The following is a 17,144-nucleotide window of genomic DNA, read 5'->3' as shown; positions in this document are numbered from 1 at the left end:
ATGCTTATTTTGTTTAAATCATATTGTGGGTTGGGTCCCCCCGGCGGCGCAAAAGTCCGGCTTAACGGCCCGGGAGCGCCCGGCCGCCTGGGGGGGGGCCCGCCAGGGCGGCCACCCCTCACTCCGTCTCCCCGGCCCCCCGCGAAGGGCCGGACCCCTTCTTCTTCGCCGGGTCCGGCAGGGCCTTCGTCATGCCCGGCAGGAAGTCCGTGAACAGCTCGTGCACCTCGTGGACGAGGGGGCGCAGCAGACGGAAGCGGGAGAGGTAGACGCCCCGCGCGGTCAGCCGTGCGCCGCGCTCGGCGAGCCGGTAGCTGCGCTCGCGGTCCTCCGTGCGGTCGAACACCCAGTACAGGACGAGTCCCATCTGCGAGAGCCACATCAGCTCGGGCAGTACCTCGCGCAGTTCCTCCGGCACCTTGGTCCTCGCCCCGGCCAGCACCTCCTTGTGCACGCTGATCGCCTCCAGGCGCGCGTGCTCCGACTCGGGCGAGAAGGGGCTGAGCGGACTGTCCGGGTCGGCGGCGTTCTTGAAGAACTGCACGGCGAACTCGTGGTACGGCGTGGCGATGTCCAGCCACACCTTCAGGACCCCGCCCAGCCGGGCCTCCAGGTCCGTCTCGCGGTCCAGCACCTCCCGGACCGCCTCCTGGTGTTCGGCGGCGATCCGGTCGTAGAAGCCCTGGATCAGGTGTTCCTTGCCGGCGAAGTAGTAGTACGCGTTGCCGACGGAGACCCCGGCCTCCTGGGCGATGGCCCGCATCGTCGTCTTGTCGTACCCCCGTTCCTGGAAGAGCCGCATCGCGGTCTCCAGGATCAGGGCCCGGGTCTGTTCGCTCTTCGCCGGGCTCTTCGCCTCCCGGCCCGGGGACTTGGCGGGCTCGGGGGCCGGCGCGGAACCGTCGGGGCCGGGGCTGTCTGTCGGTGCTGGCACGGGACGAGCCTAACGACCGGGGACGGCCGGACACGCGCCGCCTTCGCAGGCGGGCGGTTCGAAGGTCCAGCCGACGGACGGGTCGTAGCGCCAGCCGTCGCCCCGGTCGTACACGCCGCCGCCCCACCGCCGGGACGACTGCGCCTCGCGCCACCTGGCGGCGGCGAGGGTCGCCCCCCGGGCCAGCCGGGCACCCGCGGGGGTGCTCAGCCGGTGGGCCAGCGGCCGGTACTCGCGCAGGGCCCACAGGGTGACGATCCAGGCGGAGGCTCCCTGGTAGACCTGTCCGGCGTCCCCCACGACGGTGATCTCGTCCAGGGTGGCGCGGTGGTCGATCCCCGGGCAGAGCCGGGCGGCCTCCTCGGAGCCTGCGGGCACGAACCGCAGCGGTACGAGCTGCCGCTGGCCGGCGAGCCACTTCTTCAGGGCGGCGCACAGGGAGCAGTGCGGGTCGTACAGGACGGTGAGCCCGAGGACCGGGACGCGCTCGGCGTCCCGGTCCGGGGTGGCGGGTGCGCCGGTCACCGCTCTCACGCCCCGGTCGCGGGGGCGGCCCAGTCCGTCGGCCGCACGGGCGGGGTCTGCTCCCGCTCCATGACGCCCCGCCGCCGGATCTTGTTGAGGGCGTAGACGTTGCCCAGGTGCATGACGCCGAGCACCAGCAGGACGACGCCCAGCTTCGTCGACAGGGCCTCGAAGATCTCGCGGGCGTTGGAGATCTCGTCGCTCTGGTGCAGATAGAGGGCGACGAAGCCCAGGTTGACCAGGTAGAAGCCCACCACCAGCAGATGGTTGACGGCGTCGGCGAGCTTCTCGTTCCCGTGCAGCACGTCCGACAGGAAGATCCGCCCGTTGTGACTCAGCGTGCGCGCCACCCAGACCGTCAGCGCGATGCTGACCAGCAGATAGATGACGTACGCGACGACCGTGAGGTCCATGTCCCCACCCCTTCTTGAACGCGTTCAAAACGCTGTCGGAGATGAATGTAGACCTGCTTTTGAACATGTTCAAGTCGGATCCGGGGGTGCTGTCGCGGACAGGCCGGGAGCCGAACTCGGCAGGGCCCGGGGGCCGGTTGTCAGTGGGGGCTCGTACTGTTCGTCGGCATGGGAATGGTGACGTTCGTCGACGAGACGACGAGTGGGACGCGGGGCGTGGGCTGGGGGATCGAGATCGCCGAGGAGCGGCTCGCGGTGCGCGAGCTGATCCGGCGGCGGGTCTTCCAGGAGGTCGCCGAGTACAACGCGAGCACGCCCGCGGTGTTCCAGGGGCTCGTGCGGCCCGAGGGCGCCGAACGCGTGCTGAACGGCTACGCGCTGCGCACGCCCCGCCGGATCGACCCGGAGGCCCAGACCGCCCTGGCCCTGCGGGCGTTCGAGGGCAACGGTTTCCTGGTGCTCGTGGGGGACCGTCAGGTGACCGGCCTCGACGAGGAGATCGAGCTGGTCCTGGGCACCGAGGTCACCTTCCTCAAGCTCGTCGCGCTGGTGGGGGGATGACGATGAACGACGTCACGAAGTGGGTGCGCTGGATCCGCGGCTGGGTGGCCAAGGACGACATGGAGGCGCTCGCCACCGATGTCCTCGGCGCGGCCACGGTCAACCAGGGCAAATGGCACGGGAGCTGGGCCGAGATCCTCGATCTGCTCGGGGCGCTGCCCGCCGAGCAGCGGACCCGGCTGGCCGACGCGCTGGTGGAGCGCCACCACGCGCTCGCCGAGGGAACGGACGCCCGGGACCACGCGCTCACCCTGGTCGGCGTCATCGCCCGCGACCTCCCCGGGGACCGCCTCTCCGTGGAGCGGCTGAAGCGGCTCGACGAACTCGGCACGCACTACACCATCTGGTACGCCTCCCGCCCGGACGGGCTCATCGAGGCCGAGCTCGCGAGCGGCCGACCGCTCTCCCCGGCCGTCGTCGCGGTGCTCCGCCGCTCGGCCATGGACACCTACCGCTCCACGGAACTGGGCGGCCTGGCGAAGAAGATCACGCACCCCGTCCTCAACGTCGGTGAGCAGTGGGCCGAACAGGCCATGCGGGACGGCTCAGGACCCGACTGGCAGGCCCTGCTGGCCCATCTGGCGACCGCCACCGCCTCCAAGCCCTCCCCCAAGTGGGACCAGCGGGCGCGGGCGCTGGTCGAGGCCCTGGGCGCCGACCACGTCCGCGTCACCGTGCTGCCCTGGTTCGCCCTCGTCGGCCGCCCCCGGACGTTCCCGTTCCTGAGCCGGTCCTACGGGAACGACCTGAACGACACGTACGACCCCTACAACGCCAACGCCCTGCGCGGCCTTGCCTGGCTGGCCTCCCTGCTGCCGCCCCACCCCGACACCGCCCGGGCCCTCGGCGCGCTCGTCGAGACCTCCCTGAAGAAGGTCGCCGGACTCGGCCCGCGCAACCCGAAGGTCGCCAACGCCGGTGTGATCGCGCTGTCCCGCGTCGACGGCGAGGCCGCCCTCGCCGAACTGGCCAGGCTGGCCTCCCGGGTGACGTACAAGGCCACGGCCAAGATCGTCGACGGCTTCCTGGAGGAGAAGGCAACCTCCCTCGGCCTGAGCCGGGAGGAGATCGAGGAACTGGCCGTCCCCGCCTACGGGCTCACCGAGGTCGGCCACGCGCGTCACGAACTCGGCGAGACGACCGCGCTCGTCGAGGTCCAGGGCTCCCGCGCCGTGCTGAGCTGGCGCAACGCCGCCGGCAAGGCCGTCAGGAGCGTGCCCGCCGCCGTGCGCCGCGACCACGCCGAGGAGCTCAAGGAACTCAAGGCGGCCGTCAAGGACATCGACAAGATGCTCTCCGCGCAGACCGAACGCCTTGACCGGCAGTTCCTCGCCCGGCGCACCTGGACGTACGACACCTGGCGCGAGCGCTACCTCGACCACCCGCTGGTCGGCACCCTCGCCCGCCGGCTCCTGTGGACCGTCGACGGCACACCGGCCGGCTTCGCGGACGGCGGGCTGTCCACCCTCGCCGGCGACCCCGTGACCTCGGGCGAGGAGGTCATCCTGTGGCACCCGGTCGACCGTGAGCCCGCCGAGGTCGTCGCCTGGCGGGACTGGCTGGAGCGGCACGAGATCACCCAGCCCTTCAAGCAGGCCCACCGCGAGGTGTACCTCCTCACCGACGCCGAGCGCGCCACCGGCACGTACTCCAACCGCTTCGCCGCCCACTACGTGCGCCAGCACCAGTTCAGCTCCCTGGCCGCCGTCAGGGGCTGGCGCAACAAACTCCGCCTCTGCGTCGACGACGAGGCACCCCCGGCCACCCGGGAACTGCCGCGGTGGGGGCTGCGCGCCGAGTACTGGATCACCGGCGACGGCGAGTACGGCGAGGACACCACCGAGTCCGGCAGCTATCTGCGGCTGCGCACCGACCAGGTGCGCTTCTACCCGATCGACGCCCCCGAGAACTCGGCGCACTGCTACGGCGGCGAGTACCGCATGCGGCTGGGCCCCGACGCGGACCCCGTCGAACCCCTGCCGCTCGCCGGGATCCCGCCGCTCGTCCTGTCCGAGGTCCTGCGCGACGTCGACCTGTTCGTCGGGGTCTCCAGCGTCGGCAACGACCCGACCTGGCAGGACGGCGGCCCCGGCGGCCGCTTCCAGGAGTACTGGACCTCGTACGGCTTCGGCGACCTGACCGAGACCGCGCGGACCCGCCGCGCCCTGCTCGACCGGCTGATACCCCGGCTGGCGATCGCCGACCGCTGCACCCTGGAGGGCCGCTTCCTGCACGTCAAGGGCGAGCGCCACACGTACAAGATCCATCTGGGCTCGGGCAACATCCTGATGACCCCGAACGACCAGTACCTGTGCATCGTCCCGAAGTCCGCCACGACCGGCCCCCAGCCGGGCTACCTCCCGTTCGAGGGCGACCGGACGCTCGCGGTGATCCTCAGCAAGGCCATGCTCCTGGCCGACGACCTGAAGATCACGGACCCGACGATCCTGAGCCAGCTGTGATCAGGAGGCCGGGGCCGTAGCAGGTGTCCGTGGCCCCGCACGCGAGTGGGCCCCGCTCCCGGAGGAAGCGGGGCCCACACGACGTACGAGCCGAGAACGAGGACGACCTCAGAAGCGGCGCGTGATCAGGGCGCGCTTGACTTCCTGGATCGCCTTGGTGACCTCGATACCGCGCGGGCAGGCGTCCGTGCAGTTGAACGTCGTGCGGCAGCGCCACACACCGTCCTTGTCGTTGAGGATCTCCAGCCGCTGCTCCCCGGCCTCGTCACGCGAGTCGAAGATGAAGCGGTGGGCGTTCACGATGGCGGCCGGACCGAAGTACTGGCCGTCGTTCCAGAACACCGGGCAGGACGACGTGCACGCCGCGCACAGGATGCACTTGGTCGTGTCGTCGAACCGCTCGCGGTCCTCGGCCGACTGCAGGCGCTCGCGCGTCGGCTCGTTGGTGTCCTTCGTGATGAGGAAGGGCATCACGTCGCGGTACGCCTGGAAGAACGGGTCCATGTCGACCACGAGGTCCTTCAGCACCGTCAGGCCCTTGATGGCCTCCACGGTGATCGGCTTCTCGGGGTTGAGGTCCTTGATCAGCGTCTTGCAGGCCAGACGGTTCTTGCCGTTGATCCGCATGGCGTCCGACCCGCAGATCCCGTGCGCGCAGGAGCGGCGGAACGTGAGCGTGCCGTCCTGGTCCCACTTGATCTTGTGCAGCGCGTCGAGGACACGCTCCTTGGGGTCGATCTGGAGCTGGAAGTCTTCCCAGACCGACTCCGCCGAGACCTCCGGGTTGAACCGGCGGATGCGGAACGTGGCGGTGATGTAGGGGGAGTCGGCGAAACCGGGCTCGGGTGCGCCGGCCGCGTCCGCCTTGTCCAGAGTGGGAGTAGCCATCAGTACTTACGCTCCATCGGCTGGTAGCGGGTCTGGACGACCGGCTTGTAGTCGAGACGGATGGACTCGGTGCCGTCGTCGCCGACCTCGCGGTACGCCATGGTGTGGCGCATGAAGTTGACGTCGTCGCGGTTCGGGTAGTCCTCGCGGTAGTGACCGCCGCGGGACTCCTTGCGGGCGAGCGCGGAGACCGCCATGACCTCGGCCAGGTCGAGCAGGTTGCCCAGCTCGATGGCCTCCAGCAGGTCGGTGTTGAACCGCTTGCCCTTGTCCTGGACCGAGACGTTCTTGTAGCGCTCGCGGAGCTCCGCGATCTTGTCCACGGCCGTCTTGATCGTCTGCTCGGTGCGGAACACCATCACATTGGCGTCCATGCACTCCTGGAGCTCCAGGCGGATCGCGGCGACCCGCTCGGTGCCCGTCGAGTTGCGCAGCCGCTCGACCTGGTTCACGACCTGCTCGGCCGGGTTCTCCGGCAGCTCCACGAAGCCGGCCTTCGCCGAGTACTCCGCGGCCGCGATGCCCGCCCGGCGCCCGAAGACGTTGATGTCCAGCAGCGAGTTCGTGCCCAGACGGTTGGCGCCGTGCACGGAGACGCAGGCGACCTCGCCGGCGGCGTACAGGCCCGGGACGACGGTGGTGTTGTCCGAGAGGACCTCACCCTCGACGTTCGTCGGGATGCCGCCCATGGCGTAGTGCGCGGTGGGCTGGATCGGGATCGGGTCCGTGTAGGGCTCGATGCCGAGGTAGGTCCGCGCGAACTCCGTGATGTCCGGGAGCTTGGCGTCCAGCTGCTCCGGCGGGAGGTGCGTGAGGTCGAGGTAGACGTGGTCGCCCTCGGGACCGCAGCCGCGGCCCTCACGGATCTCCGTGTAGATGGAGCGGGACACGACGTCACGGGACGCGAGGTCCTTCATGACCGGCGCGTACTTCTCCATGAAGCGCTCGCCGTCCTTGTTGCGGAGGATGCCGCCCTCACCGCGGGCGCCCTCCGTCAGCAGGATGCCCATGCGCCAGATGCCGGTCGGGTGGAACTGGAAGAACTCCATGTCCTCCAGCGGCAGCCCGCGGCGGTAGACGGCCGCCTGGCCGTCACCCGTGAGGGTGTGCGCGTTGGAGGTCACCTTGAAGAACTTGCCGGTGCCGCCGGACGCGTAGATCACGGACTTCGCCTGGAAGACGTGGATCTCGCCGGTCGCGAGCTCGTAGGCGACGACGCCCGCCGAGTGCTTGACCCCGTCGATCTCGGTGATCAGCTGGTCGAGGACGTAGAACTCGTTGAAGAACTCCACGCCCTCCTTGACGCAGTTCTGGTACAGCGTCTGGAGGATCATGTGACCGGTGCGGTCCGCGGCGTAGCAGGACCGGCGCACCGGGGCCTCGCCGTGGTTGCGGGAGTGACCGCCGAAGCGGCGCTGGTCGATCGTCCCGTCGGGCGTCCGGTTGAACGGCAGGCCCATCTTCTCCAGGTCGAGGACGGAGTCGATGGCCTCCTTCGCCAGGATCTCGGCGGCGTCCTGGTCGACCAGGTAGTCACCGCCCTTGATCGTGTCGAAGGTGTGCCACTCCCAGTTGTCCTCCTCCACGTTGGCGAGCGCGGCGGCCATGCCGCCCTGCGCCGCGCCCGTGTGGGAGCGGGTGGGGTAGAGCTTCGTCAGCACGGCGGTGCGGCTGCGCTTCGTCGCCTCGATGGCGGCGCGCATGCCGGCGCCGCCGGCGCCGACGATGACGGTGTCGTACTTGTGGATCTTCATGAGTGGTTGCCTCAGCCCCGTGCCTAGCGGATGTTCGGGTCGAAGGTGAAGATCACCAGCGTGCCCAGCAGGATCGTGAACACCGTGGCGGTGTAGAGCAGGCCCTTCAGCCACAGGCGCGTGTTGGCGCGCTCCGCGTAGTCGTTGATGACGGTACGCAGGCCGTTGGAGCCGTGCAGCATGGCCAGCCACAGCATCGCGAGGTCCCAGGCCTGCCACCACGGGCTCGCCCAGCGGCCGGCCACGAAGGCGAAGCCGATCTTGGAGACGCCGCCGTCGAGGACGAGCTGGATCAGCAGGTGGCCGAGGACCAGGACGACCAGGACGATGCCGGACAGGCGCATGAAGAGCCAGCCGTACATCTCGAAGTTGCCGCGGGTCGACTTCGGGGTCTTCTTGGTGCGCTTGCGCGGGGCCTCGATGAGCGGGGCCGGGTTGTCGACGCTGTAGGCCGAGTAGTTCCCGGCGCCTTCCACGGGGCCGATGCCGGAAGCGGCGGTGTCAGTAGTGGACATCTGCGTCAGCTCCCGAATACTTCGCGGAATGCGTGACCGAGGACGGGGTAAAGGGCCCCGAACATCAGCACGACCCAGATACCGACGACGGACCAGAGCATCTGCTTCTGGTAGCGCGGGCCCTTGGACCAGAAGTCGACGGCGATGACACGCAGGCCGTTGAGCGCGTGGAAGAGAATGGCGGCCACGAGGCCGTATTCCAGCAGCGCGACGATCGGCGTCTTGTACGTGGCCACGACCTTGTCGTAGTCCTCGGGGGAGACACGGACGAGAGCGGTGTCCAGCACGTGTACGAACAGGAAGAAGAAGATGAGGACGCCGGTGACTCGATGAGCCACCCAGGACCACATTCCTTCCCGGCCGCGGTACAGCGTTCCAGCCGGCACGGAAGAACCCTCCGGGAGCGGGGATTGGGGCCGCGCCGGCTTCTCTGTCGGTCGGGCCCGGCCGGGTACGGTCCACCGGCCCCGGCCATCGTAGCGACGTGTTGTCGGAACGCTTACAGCGGCCCTATCAATGTGATCAAACTGGCAATCAATCAGGCACGTTCGGGCTATTCCGGACGCCGAATGTCGGCGTGTCGCGGCTCGTGGGCGAACTGGCGGGCGAGCCGGATCAGCCGGCCCCGGGCCAGTCGGCGCAGCTCGTCGGCGGTGACGACCCGTTCCTCCTCGGGATCGTTCGTCAGCCGCGACCGGATGCCGACGAGCACCTGGTCGAGGGCCTCGCCCGGAGTGAATTCGTCCAGACAGATGACGAACACATGTCCAAATCTGCTCTCGTACGCGGCGTGCGCGGCGCTGAGCGCGGTGTGGGCGGCGGAGTACGCGCCGTCCGGGAGCGGGGTCAGCGATTCACCGGCCAGGGCTTCGGCCAGGTCGGCGGGGGTCAGGTCGTAGGCCGCCTCGTCGGCCGCGGCCAGGAGCGCGCCGAGGTCCGGGTAGGGGCGGTGGTCGGCCAGGCGCTGGACCCAGCGCAGGCTGCGGCAGCAGCCCAGCAGGGCGCGGGTGACCTCTCCGGCGGGTGCGGAGTTGAACCCGTCGAGGCGGACCGGGGACGGTACCGCGCTCTTCTGCTCGGGCAGGGCGACCTGGCCGGGGAGGCGTGGGAGACGGTGAGACGTCAGCGTGGGTCCTCGGCGTGGGGGTGGGACGCGCGACGTCCGGTGAGCGTGACGTGCGTGCGATACGTGTGTTTCGGCAGGGGGAGAAGTGAAAGCTGTGCCGCTCACGCTATCGAGGAGTGTCGTGACCTGTCCGACGGATGCCCGGATTTCACCCGCACGGGAGAGTTTCGGAGCGTGTGGTGGACGGTTGGGGTGAGGGTCGGGGCAGAGTTCGCGGTGGGGCGGGGCCGGTCCGGCGCGCGGTTCCGAAGAGGTGGAGCCCGCGTGGGGGGAGTACACCTGGACGGAGTAGCGGCCGGGCGACGGCACCATGAAGTGAGCGCCCGTGAGCCGGTGCGGCGAAGCCGCCGCCCGTGAGCGGGCCGAGCGGGCGTCCGGAAGCGGGCGCCGTGAAGTGAGCGCCCGTGAGCGGGCGCGAGGTGAGTGTTCGTGAGCCGGTGCGTGCGGTGGGGCGCCCGGCGGCGGGCGCGGTGAGGCGAGGGTGGCGGAGTGAGCAGTGGCAGGCGGCGTGCGCCGCGGCGGCGGACGGAACGGCACGGACGGGGCAAACTCGTCGCGGCCGGTCTGGCGGTCGTCGGTGTCGTGGTGGTGGCCGTGGCGGTCTGGCCCGACGGGGGCGGGGGCCCGGCCGGGTCCAAGGTGCCGTCGGCCGACCGCTCGCAGGCCGTGTCCGCGGCCAGTCCCTCCCCGACCCGGAACTACCCGCTGTCCAAGGCGCCGAGCACCGTCCCCGCCGTGCGCGAGCACATCGCGGCCCACGGTCCCGGCTGGCGCCCGGCCCCCGGAGGCCGGGTGGTCGTGGACCGCGACGCCCTCGCCGACGAGGGCAGGCTGCTCGCCGGTGAGCTGAAACTGACGTACGCGGGACGGACGGGCGCGCGGGCGGGCGACGTCGAACTCGGCCTCGACAAGGGGACCTCGGGCCCGGAGTCGTACACCCTCACCGTCAGGAACGGCCGGGTCACCGTCACCGGGCCCGCCGAGGCCGGCGTCTTCTACGGCACCCGCACGCTCAAGCAGGAGGTGCACGGCGGCGGTACGGCCCCGGAGGGCGTCGTGCGCGACCGGCCCGCGAAGCCGGTCCGCGGGTTCATGCTCGACATCGCGCGCAAGTACTTCACCGCGGGCTGGATCGAGGACCGGGTGCGGGAGCTCGGCGACCTGAAGTACAACCAGCTCGGCCTGCACTTCTCCGACGACCAGGGCTTCCGCATCGAGTCCGACACGCACCCCGAGATCGTGTCGCAGCAGCATCTGACGAAGGACGAGGTGCGCCGGATCGTCGCCCTCGCGGCGAGCCGGCACATCACCGTCGTGCCCGAGATCGACTCGCCGGGACACCTCGGCGCGGTCATCGCGGCCCACCCCGACCTCCAGCTGCGCAACGCCTCGGGCGTTCCCGTCCGGGGCGCCGTGGACATCTCCAAGCCCGCCGCCGCGAAGATCGTCGACGATCTGCTCGACGAGTACGCGGGCCTGTTCCCCGGCACCGACTGGCACCTCGGCGGCGACGAGTACCAGGCGCTGACGGTGGCGAACCCGGCGGCGTCCTTCCCGCAGCTGGCCACCGCGGCGCGGAACAGGTACGGGGCCGGCGCGGGCGTCGCCGACCTGACGACCGGCTGGCTGAACGACCGCGCCAAGCTGATCCACGGTCACGGCCGCACGGCACGGGCCTGGAACGACGGCTTCTTCCGCAGCAGCACGGTCCCGGCCGACGCGAGCCTGAGGGTGGGCTACTGGACCGGCAAGGAGATCGGCGCCCGGCAGCCGGTGGAGTACCTGAGCGCGGGCCGCAAGGTCGTCAACTACAACGACGAGTACCTCTACTACGTCCTCGGCGAGCCCCAGACCTTCGTCTACCCGACCGGGCAGCGCATCTACGAGCAGTGGACGCCCCTCGTCCTGCGCGGCACGACGCCGGTGCCCGCGCGCTACGACTCCCAGATCCTCGGCGGCTCCTTCGCCGTCTGGTGCGACCTCTCGAACTCCCAGACGCAGGACCAGGTCGCGGCAGGCATCCGCATGCCGCTCCGCGCCCTGACCCAGAAACTGTGGGATCCCGGCACACCGTCCCTGCCCTGGCCCCGGTTCAAGGCGCTGGCGGACCGGCTGGGCTGAGGAGACAGGGCGGATTCGTGCTGTTCCGAGCGTTCTTGTTTGGCTGAAAACCTGTTCATTCCGCCGCTCGACCGGCAGGGTGGGCTCGCACTGTGACACTCCTGCTCCGTTGCACGCAGTAAGGGGAAGTGCGGGCTCCGTAAGGCAAGGGCGCCCTGTCGAGGCATTTCGAGGGAGTCGTGATGAGTCTGGTGGATCTGATCGCTCAGGCCGACGAGCGCGGTCTGGCGGCGAGCGGTCTGGCTTGTTTGGATCGGTGTGTGCCGCTGCTGGGCGGGGACGACGACGTCCTGCGTCCGCTGTGGGCGAGCCTGTCGGAGGCGGATGCCTGGGCCCAGTGGCCGGCACGCCTGGAAGAGGCGCGGGCCAAGATGGACGCGGAGGACCCCGAGCCGGCCGTGACCGACGAGGACCACGCCGCCCTGCTGGCGCGCGGCATGCTCCAGGCCGTTCCCGAGAAGCCCACCGAGGACGAACTGCGGGCCTGGTCGGACGCGTGCTCGGTGGCGGCGCTCCAGGTCCACCGGTTCCTCGATCACGCCGACGACGCGGAGGCGTGCGTGACGGCACGCCGTGAGGGACGCATCGAGGGCATGTCCCCGCTCGTCGCCGCCGAACTGCGCCGCCAGGTCTCCGTCCTGGAACTGCTCAACGAGCACGGCAAGGGCGGACTGCGGCTCGCGCTGGACGCGTCGACGGAGGGGCGACGCGTCCTGCGGGCGGTGGTCTCGCGCCGGGCACGCGGACGGGTGTAGCCCACCGACGCGCACGCAGGGGTGCGCCGGAGGCGACACGGCTCCGGCGCACCTCAAACCCCTTGTCCGGGGGGTTCCTGTGATGGTCCTGAGGCGGAGATGGCGGTCCTGGGCCGGTGTCGCGAACCCCTGCCCGGACGCGTGACGAATCCGGCCGCCGTCGCGCTCTACCGGATGTGAACGCAACTCAAGCATCGCGGCCCTCGGCTGCCACGAAGCCCGTTCGCTGGGCGGCCGACACGGTCGCGACCATGCGCGAGGGCGCCCGGCTGCGCCTCGACTACTCGGCCCAGAGCCTGTGGCGGGTGGACCGGGTGATCGACGAGATCCGCCGTGACGGCGCCCCGTACGCCGCCGTCGAGAGCGTGCTGCGCGGGTTCGGCGCGTACGCGGGCGAGGTGATCGCCCGTCATTCCGGCGCCGAGTGGTGGGAGAGCGGCGGCGAGCACTGGCTCCGCACGCCCGACGGGCGCATGTGGGACCCGATCGAGGAGGCCCGCCGCTGCTACGCGGGTGACGGTTCCCTGCGCCTGCTGTGCCGCGAGACCGCCCGCTGAGACCGCTCGCCGTGAGCCCCTGCCGTGACGGCCCGCCGGGCGTCCCGTGCGGCCCGCCGGACGGTCCGGACACCGTGGCTGACGGACTGTGACACTTCCGTGGGACCCGACGCTGATGACCATGGGGGTGTCGACGCGGACGGCCGCGCCGGCAGGGCACATTCGGGCGAACTCGGTGCGAACGAGGACAGTGTTGGGCCAGCGAGGGGAACCCCGCCGCGTGCAGCAGCCGTACGACGCGGAACTGGGCGCGGCCGTGGCGCGGGCGCAGGAGGGGGACGAGGTCGCCTTCGCGGCCGCGTACCGGATCGTGCAGCCCGGACTGCTGGGCTATCTGCGCGGGATCGTCGGTGACGACGCCGAGGACGTGGCCTCCGACGCCTGGCTGGAGATCGCCCGGGACCTGGGGCGGTTCAGGGGGGACGGCGCGGGGTTCCGCGGCTGGACCGCGACCATCGCCCGGCACCGGGCGCTGGACCATCTGCGGCGCCTGCGGGTGCGGCCACGCGGCACCACCCTCGAACAGGACGCGCTGAATCTCCCCGACCGGCACAGCACCCAGGACGAGGCACTGGAGAGCCTGTCCACCGAGTACGCCCTCGAACTGGTCGCGGGGCTGCCGCGCGACCAGGCCGAGGCCGTGCTCCTGCGGGTGGTCGTGGGCCTGGACGGACCGGCCGCGGCCCGCGTGCTCGGCAAACGCCCCGGCGCGGTGCGCACCTCCGCCCACCGGGGCCTGAAGCGGCTCGCGCGCCAGCTCGGCGTCGCGGGTGTGACGGATGAGGAGTCCCGGACGCTGGGGGAGTCGGGATGAGTAGTGCGTCCGGAACGGCCGGCACCGCGCCGCCGTCCGGAACCGCGTTGTCGTACGGCGGAAGGAAGTCGACCGGTGTACGGATGGTGCACGGCGGACGGCCGGGGCGCGGAGGACGCCCGCGGTACGGCCGCGGGCGGACGGCCGCGGCCCGCGCACCGGGCCCGGGAGTGCCGTCGCACGGCCGGCGGCCGGCGGGCCGGCCGGGACCGCTGTACGGCGTGGAGCGCGGAGCGGAGTCCCGGCACGGCGAGGGGTTGCAGGGCGGAGCGGCAGGCGGAGATGGAACCGGACGTGGAACCGCACAGGGAACCGGTCGTGCAGCCGGGCACGGGTGAACGGCACGCCGGGGACACCGTGGTCCCCGGCCCGCGCGTCGCGCCTCCGGCGGATGCCGGCGCCGGACGGCCCCCGCTGGAGAGACTCCTCGCCGCGGCGATGCGCGGCCGGACGGAGGACCGGGCGGCCGAGGCCCGGGCCGTGGCCGCCTTCCAGGTCGCGCGGGACGACGGCGCGCACACCGCGCGCCCCCGGCGCGGGGACGACTGGCGCCCGGCGGAGCGGAGACGGCCGAGCCGTTCGCTGAGGGCCGCGTTCGCCGTGCTGCTGGCCGGTCTGACGCTGGGCGGCGTCGCCTTCGCGGCCATCGGACCCATCACGCACGAAGGCACCGGGCACCGGGGCGGAGCCGTCGTGCCCCGGCCGTCGGTGAGCACCCCGGGCCGGCTCCCCGGGTCCGTGCCGCCTGCCGGTGCCCCGGCTCCCGGGGCCTCCGTCCCCGGCGGCCTCGTGGACCGGTCCCCGCGGGCCCGGGACACCGAGGCCCACTGCCGTGCGTACGCGTCGGTGCGGGGCCGGGGCAAGGCCCTGGACTCGCGCGCCTGGCAGCGGCTCGTCACGGCCGCGGGCGGCGAGGACCGGGTCGAGGCGTTCTGCGCCGCGCGACTGGCCGCGAGTCAGGGGAGCGCGGCCGGCGAGGGGAAGCAGGGGAAGCCGGACACGACCCCGAAGCCGGGCAGGTCCGGAAAGGGTCGGTAGCGTCCGACGGGAGCACGGGAGCACGGGAGCACGGGAGCACGGGAGCACGGGAGCACGGGAGCACGGGAGCACGGGAGTTGCAGGCGGGTGTCCTCGCCGCGGTAGCGGGCGGGTGTCCTCGCCGGGGTCGGCGCGCGTGGCCGAGGTGGTGGTGCCGATGGCAACGGTCGGGGCCGCCACCCCCCACAGGAGAGGCCCCGACCGTCGCGCGGCACGGGCCGCGCGGCGACCCGTATTCTCTACAGCGCCGCGACTGCGTTTTGTGTCACACCTCGCACGGTCACCACGTCGTTGCAGGTTGTACGAACATGGACGGGGAGCTGTTTCAGGCCGTAACGTGCCTTTCGCGCCGGTGCGGAGAACGGACGACCGCAACCACGAGGGACCTGGGACCACGCCTGTGGACCCCGGTGCCGCGACCACGTGGGGCCAGGACCGGAGCCGTGTGGGGCAGTGGACCAGAACAGGGGCGCGGGGGTGCTGGGGGACGACGCGGAGCTGACCGCCGCGGTGCTTGCCGCACAGGACGGGGACGAGACCGCGTTCCGGACCGTGTACCGGGCGGTGCACCCACGCCTGCTCGGATACGTACGGACGCTGGTCGGCGAGCCGGACGCCGAGGACGTCACGTCCGAGGCCTGGCTCCAGATCGCCCGTGACCTGGAACGCTTCAGCGGGGACGCCGACCGCTTCCGCGGCTGGGCGGCGCGGATCGCGCGCAACCGCGCGCTGGACCACATACGGATGCGCGGGCGCCGTCCCGCGATAGGCGGCGACGAGACCGAGCTGACCGGCAAGGCCGCCGAGTCCGACACCGCGACCGAGGCGATGGAGGCGCTGTCCACGGGCAGCACCCTCTCGCTGATCGCCCAGCTCCCGCAGGACCAGGCGGAGGCCGTCGTCCTGAGGGTCGTGGTCGGCCTCGACGCCAAGTCGGCCGCCGAGACCCTCGGCAAGCGCCCGGGAGCCGTCCGGACGGCCGCCCACCGGGGCCTGAAACGGCTCGCGGAGCTGCTCGGCACCGATCCGGAATCCGTCGGCGCGCTCGACGCCGTACCCCCGCAACGAGGTTCGCGCACCCGCGCGGTGATGTCCGCCGGTGTGACGCATACGCGTTCGCGGGCGCAGAAGGACATGTGATGGCCGACGAGCAGTACAGGTGGCTGGACCGGGACGCCGCGGAGCGTCTGCTGAACGGGGAGCCGCTGGAAGCCGTCGACCCCGGTACGCGTGACCAGGCCCAGCGTCTCATCGAAGCCCTCGGCGCACTGACCGCCGAACCCGAGCCGACCAGCGACGAACTCCCCGGCGAGGCGGCCGCGTTGGCCGCGTTCCGCAAGGCGCGCGCGGACGGCGACGGCGTCGTCGCGCGGCCCGTCCACCACGGTCGGGCCCGCTCCGGCGCGCATGCCGCGGACGCCCCTCTCGTACGGATCGGCCGCCCCGCCGCGCACGGCCGCCGCACCCGCTGGGGACGCCCGACCCGGTTCGGGCTCGCCGCGGTGCTGGCCGTCGGGATGGTCGGCGGGGTCGCCGTCGCGGCCGGAACCGGAGTGCTGCCGACCCCGTTCACCCGTGACCACCCGGGCCCCGCGGCCTCGGCCACGGCCGTACGGACGCCGGAGCGCCCGCTCGTCTCGGCCTCGCCCGTGCCCTCGCCCGGGATCACCGGCGGCGACGGCCGTGCGCTGCCCGCGCCCGGCGGCTCGTCGGGCGAACCGTCCGCGGACGCCTCCGCCTCCGCCGGGCCCGGCCGGGCGAGCGGACCGCCGAGCCCCGGCTCCACCGGGAACGCCGACGGCTCCCGCGAGTGGTGGGCCCAGGCGCGCTCGTACTGCCGTGACGTCCTCGACGGCAAGAACCTCGACGCGGACCGCAGGCGCGTGCTGGAACACGTGGCGGGCGGTGGCGCCCGGGTGCGGCTGTACTGCTCGGGCGTCCTCGGCCGCGGGCTCGGCCAGGGCGGCGGCGGTGACTCCGCGGGCGGCGGTGACGGCCAGGGCGACGGGCAGGGTTCGGGGGAGGGCTCGGGCCAGGGTGACCAGGGCGGCGGTGACGGCGACGGCCACCACATAGCGCCCGGCGGCAGCGGTTCCCGGGGTGACGGTGTCGCCACCCCGTCCGCGCTGCGGCCACTGTTCCCGCCGCTGTCGGCCGTGCCGGCCTGGTCCCGGCCGCCGACGCCGGCCCCGTCGGCCGCCGCACTGTCCTGACCGCCGCGGCACGCCTCCGGACCCCCGAAGGCACCCCACCGGTCCCGCACCCCGGCGACCGCGCCGCCCGGACGAAATCGTCCGGCCCCGCAACGCCCCGCCCCACCCCCGCCGCCCGGCCGTCGGGCCATCGACGTCCCGTCACTTCCCCGGCCGCTCCGCTGGTGCCCCGTCAGGCTCCGTGTCCCCGCGCCTCGATGCCCTCTGACCTGCACTTTTGTGATTCGTTGAAATTTTTATCGGTGGGGTGTGACATTTTCGGCCGCCCCGACGCAGTACGTGATGAGCCGACTGGTCATCGGCCGTAGCACGGAGCCGGGGTTCCCCCCGTACCCACGGCTTCGTGCACCTGGCGCGGGCGGGACACGTTCCCCCGGTCCCGCCCCCCCCCCCCACAATCCCCCCCCCCCCGGGGGCGGGCCGCCCCAGAAGAAGCCCAACAATTGGCCCCAGCGGGCCAGCGCGCAC

General features: G+C 72.0%; 17 protein-coding genes. 9 read left to right on the top strand and 8 right to left on the bottom strand.

The window, feature by feature from the left end; all coding sequences use genetic code 11:
- Positions 1-118: 118 nt before the first annotated feature.
- Genes ACFWI4_RS35900 through ACFWI4_RS35890 form a run of 3 tightly spaced genes read right to left on the bottom strand, consistent with a single transcriptional unit; the run spans position 119 to position 1,872 of the window.
- Complete coding sequence (locus tag ACFWI4_RS35900) at positions 119-934, bottom strand: TetR family transcriptional regulator (RefSeq protein ID WP_387205165.1); 816 nt, start codon at positions 932-934, stop codon at positions 119-121.
- A gap of 9 nt (positions 935-943) precedes the next feature.
- Positions 944-1,459: a thiol-disulfide oxidoreductase DCC family protein gene (locus ACFWI4_RS35895; RefSeq protein ID WP_387205162.1), complete on the bottom strand. Its 516-nt coding sequence runs from the start codon at positions 1,457-1,459 to the stop codon at positions 944-946.
- Between the two features lie 5 nt (positions 1,460-1,464).
- On the bottom strand, positions 1,465-1,872 hold the full coding sequence (locus ACFWI4_RS35890; protein ID WP_385398939.1) for a hypothetical protein: 408 nt from the start codon (positions 1,870-1,872) through the stop codon (positions 1,465-1,467).
- Between the two features lie 168 nt (positions 1,873-2,040).
- On the opposite strand from ACFWI4_RS35890, the gene ACFWI4_RS35885 reads away from it, so the two are divergent.
- Positions 2,041-2,433: a hypothetical protein gene (locus ACFWI4_RS35885; RefSeq protein WP_387205159.1), complete on the top strand. Its 393-nt coding sequence runs from the start codon at positions 2,041-2,043 to the stop codon at positions 2,431-2,433.
- Positions 2,430-4,895 carry a DUF4132 domain-containing protein gene (locus ACFWI4_RS35880; RefSeq protein ID WP_387205156.1) on the top strand — a complete coding sequence of 822 codons (2,466 nt, stop codon included), beginning with the start codon at positions 2,430-2,432 and terminating at the stop codon, positions 4,893-4,895. The genes ACFWI4_RS35885 and ACFWI4_RS35880 overlap by 4 nt, the downstream gene beginning before the upstream one ends.
- Positions 4,896-5,003: 108 nt before the next feature.
- Here the strand turns inward: ACFWI4_RS35880 and ACFWI4_RS35875 are convergent, their stop codons facing one another.
- The 5 genes from ACFWI4_RS35875 to ACFWI4_RS35855 all read right to left on the bottom strand — a co-directional run bounded on the left by ACFWI4_RS35875 (position 5,004) and on the right by ACFWI4_RS35855 (position 9,178).
- On the bottom strand, positions 5,004-5,783 hold the full coding sequence (locus ACFWI4_RS35875; protein ID WP_339131059.1) for a succinate dehydrogenase iron-sulfur subunit: 780 nt from the start codon (positions 5,781-5,783) through the stop codon (positions 5,004-5,006).
- Positions 5,783-7,537, bottom strand: coding sequence for a succinate dehydrogenase flavoprotein subunit (gene sdhA / locus ACFWI4_RS35870; protein WP_387205153.1), 1,755 nt, complete (start codon positions 7,535-7,537; stop codon positions 5,783-5,785). The genes ACFWI4_RS35875 and sdhA overlap by 1 nt, the downstream gene beginning before the upstream one ends.
- A gap of 23 nt (positions 7,538-7,560) precedes the next feature.
- The gene (locus ACFWI4_RS35865; RefSeq protein ID WP_387205150.1) at positions 7,561-8,052 is read right to left on the bottom strand and encodes a succinate dehydrogenase hydrophobic membrane anchor subunit; all 492 of its coding nucleotides are present in this window, start codon (positions 8,050-8,052) and stop codon (positions 7,561-7,563) included.
- A gap of 5 nt (positions 8,053-8,057) precedes the next feature.
- The gene (gene sdhC, locus ACFWI4_RS35860; RefSeq protein WP_078943667.1) at positions 8,058-8,438 is read right to left on the bottom strand and encodes a succinate dehydrogenase, cytochrome b556 subunit; all 381 of its coding nucleotides are present in this window, start codon (positions 8,436-8,438) and stop codon (positions 8,058-8,060) included.
- Between the two features lie 167 nt (positions 8,439-8,605).
- Positions 8,606-9,178 carry a 2-oxo-4-hydroxy-4-carboxy-5-ureidoimidazoline decarboxylase gene (locus ACFWI4_RS35855; protein ID WP_387205194.1) on the bottom strand — a complete coding sequence of 191 codons (573 nt, stop codon included), beginning with the start codon at positions 9,176-9,178 and terminating at the stop codon, positions 8,606-8,608.
- A 489-nt stretch (positions 9,179-9,667) separates the two neighbouring features.
- On the opposite strand from ACFWI4_RS35855, the gene ACFWI4_RS35850 reads away from it, so the two are divergent.
- From ACFWI4_RS35850 to ACFWI4_RS35820, 7 genes are all read left to right on the top strand, one after another.
- Positions 9,668-11,299: a glycoside hydrolase family 20 protein gene (locus ACFWI4_RS35850; protein WP_387205147.1), complete on the top strand. Its 1,632-nt coding sequence runs from the start codon at positions 9,668-9,670 to the stop codon at positions 11,297-11,299.
- Between the two features lie 182 nt (positions 11,300-11,481).
- The gene (locus tag ACFWI4_RS35845) at positions 11,482-12,054 is read left to right on the top strand and encodes a hypothetical protein (RefSeq protein ID WP_387205144.1); all 573 of its coding nucleotides are present in this window, start codon (positions 11,482-11,484) and stop codon (positions 12,052-12,054) included.
- Between the two features lie 176 nt (positions 12,055-12,230).
- Positions 12,231-12,611, top strand: a complete 381-nt coding sequence (locus tag ACFWI4_RS35840) for a hypothetical protein (protein ID WP_387205141.1) — start codon at positions 12,231-12,233, stop codon at positions 12,609-12,611.
- Between the two features lie 193 nt (positions 12,612-12,804).
- Positions 12,805-13,425, top strand: coding sequence for an RNA polymerase sigma factor (locus ACFWI4_RS35835; protein ID WP_387205138.1), 621 nt, complete (start codon positions 12,805-12,807; stop codon positions 13,423-13,425).
- Positions 13,426-13,719: 294 nt separating this feature from the next.
- Positions 13,720-14,463, top strand: a complete 744-nt coding sequence (locus ACFWI4_RS35830; RefSeq protein ID WP_387205135.1) for a hypothetical protein — start codon at positions 13,720-13,722, stop codon at positions 14,461-14,463.
- 477 nt (positions 14,464-14,940) lie between these two features.
- Complete coding sequence (locus ACFWI4_RS35825; protein WP_387205192.1) at positions 14,941-15,603, top strand: RNA polymerase sigma factor; 663 nt, start codon at positions 14,941-14,943, stop codon at positions 15,601-15,603.
- Positions 15,603-16,676: a hypothetical protein gene (locus tag ACFWI4_RS35820; RefSeq protein ID WP_387205133.1), complete on the top strand. Its 1,074-nt coding sequence runs from the start codon at positions 15,603-15,605 to the stop codon at positions 16,674-16,676. The genes ACFWI4_RS35825 and ACFWI4_RS35820 overlap by 1 nt, the downstream gene beginning before the upstream one ends.
- Positions 16,677-17,144 lie beyond the last annotated feature (468 nt).

The sequence above is a fragment of the Streptomyces sp. NPDC127038 genome (assembly GCF_042725875.1).
Classification (GTDB): domain Bacteria; phylum Actinomycetota; class Actinomycetes; order Streptomycetales; family Streptomycetaceae; genus Streptomyces.
This window is presented reverse-complemented; position numbering and strand designations above follow the sequence as displayed.